We start from the raw sequence: 2,034 nt of genomic DNA, 5'->3' as shown, positions 1-2,034 counted from the left end.
CCGCCCCGGGCGGCCGAGGCTCCCGCCCCGCCGCCCCCGGCACCTCCGCCGGCGCCGTCGCCCGTGGTGACCCCGCCGCCGGCGCCGCCGAAGCCGGTGGCCCGTCCCTCGTACCACGCCCCGTCCCGCAAGCCGGTCGAGCACCACATCTCGCCGCTGACCTTCACCCTGCTGACCGCGGCTCCCGCGGTGCTCGCGATCGTCGCGCTGCGCCCCCGGTAACCCCGAGGCACCACCTGATAACCGATTGGGAGTCATCTTGTCGGAATGGCTCGTCCTGTCCCTCGCGATGGCCGCGGCGTGCGCCGTGGTGCTGTCCATCGCCTTCTTCAACCACCGCAGGATCGGCGAGGACGACGATCCGAACGAAACCCCGGACGTCATCGAGTACATGACGATGATGATCGGGGTGATCTACGCGATCGTGCTGGGCCTGGCGATCGCGGGTGTCTGGGAGGGCCGCGGAGCCGCCCAGGAGTACGTGCGCCAGGAGGCGCAGGCCCTGCACGAGGTCCACGTCCGCTCCGAGGTCTACCCGGCCGAGGTGCGCAAGCGGATCCGGTCCGACGTCGACGCGTACGTGACGTACGTGGTGGACACGGAGTGGAAGGCCATGGGCGAGACCGGGGAACTCACCGAGCGCGGCGGGGAGCTGCTGGACCGCATCCGCCGGGACGTCACGGACTACGAGCCGCAGACCGACCACGAGGGCCAGGCGTACCAGCCGCTGGTGGACCAGGTCGCGGTGGCCGACGACGCCCGCAACGCGCGCGGTCAGAGCGCCGGGGCCACGATGCCCGGCGTGGTGTGGTTCGGACTGATCGCCGGGGCCCTGGTGACGGTGGGGCTGATCTTCACCCTGCAGATCCGGCGGTCGTTCCGGGAGATGCTGCTCGCGGGCCTGTTCAGCGCGCTCATCGCGTTCCTGTTGTTCCTGATCTGGGACTTCGACGCCCCGTTCGGCCGGGGCATCTCGGCCACGGCCGAGCCCTTCTTCGCCCAGTTCCGCCATCTGGGACTGGAGGACTGACACGCGCCCCGGGCCCGCCCGGGGCGTTCCCGGCGCACACCGAGGGCACCCGGCAAACCGGGGACGGGCCTCCCGTCCCCGGTTCGGCCTACGGGCATGCCCCATTCGCCCGTTCCTGATCGCGGGTCACCGCACCCGCGCCTAGCGTGTCGGACATCGAGGCGCACGTCCCCCCACGTGCGGATACCGTTCCGCGGCTGCTCCTCGGGGATCCGGAGAATCAACCATGGGTGCGATACGTACCTCCGCCACAGCCCTGCTGAGCGCCGGTGCCACGGGTGCCGTACTCGCGCTCGGTGTCCTCGCAGCGCCCGCCGCGCACGCGGCGGAGGCGGCCCCCGTCACCTCGTTCGGTTTCACCCTCACCCCCTCCACGGTCGCCCCGGGAGGTCAGGTGGTCCTCACGGTCACCGGCTGCGACGCCGCCTTCGCGACCTCCTCCTCCGGGGTCTTCGACACCGTGAGCATCGCGCGCGGCCGCACCGTGCGGGTCACGGTGGACCAGGACGCGCGGCGCGGAGCCCAGTACTCGGTCTCCTTCACCTGCAACGGCGAGACCGGCTCGACCGACCTGACCATCACCGGCGGTACGAGCAGCCCCACCACCAGCTCCACTTCGACGGCGACCGCGGCCTCGACGCCCACCGCCACCCGCACCACCCCCGCCGTCCCGCGCACCCCCACCCGCACCGCCCCGCCCCCCGCCCCGCCCACCGCCGCGGCCGGCACCGCCACCGGCAGCCCGGCCGGCACCAGGACGGCCGTCGCCCCGCCCGTCCGCACGAGCGCCTCGACCGGCACCGCCGCCGGCATCCTCACCTCGGCCCGCGGTGTGCGCGGCGGGCTCGGCGGCAGCGTCGCCGGGCTCGACCCGGTGGAGCTCGGCGCGGGCGCCGGGCTCTTCCTCGCCGCGGCCGGCGGGACCGCGTACGCGCTGCGCAGCCGCCGGGGCACCGGCAGGAGCCACTGAACCGCGCACCACGAAACGGAACCGCCGGTCGCCC

General features: G+C 73.9%; 2 protein-coding genes and 1 pseudogene. All 3 read left to right on the top strand.

Features of this window, described 5'->3' with window-relative positions:
* Nucleotides 1-222 (top strand): annotated as a pseudogene (locus tag ABT106_RS31830) (hypothetical protein); the annotation flags it as partial.
* A gap of 37 nt (nt 223-259) precedes the next feature.
* Nucleotides 260-1,030 carry a bestrophin-like domain gene (locus tag ABT106_RS31825; RefSeq protein ID WP_351284502.1) on the top strand — a complete coding sequence of 257 codons (771 nt, stop codon included), beginning with the start codon at nt 260-262 and terminating at the stop codon, nt 1,028-1,030.
* Nucleotides 1,031-1,256: 226 nt separating this feature from the next.
* Nucleotides 1,257-2,000 carry a hypothetical protein gene (locus tag ABT106_RS31820; RefSeq protein WP_351284499.1) on the top strand — a complete coding sequence of 248 codons (744 nt, stop codon included), beginning with the start codon at nt 1,257-1,259 and terminating at the stop codon, nt 1,998-2,000.
* The last annotated feature ends 34 nt before the right edge of the window (nt 2,001-2,034 follow it).

The sequence above is a fragment of the Streptomyces sp. NPDC002044 genome (assembly GCF_040296725.1).
GTDB classification, from domain to species: Bacteria; Actinomycetota; Actinomycetes; order Streptomycetales; family Streptomycetaceae; genus Streptomyces; species Streptomyces antarcticus.
Note: the sequence above shows the minus strand (reverse complement) of the source record. Positions and strands in the feature narration are given on the sequence as shown.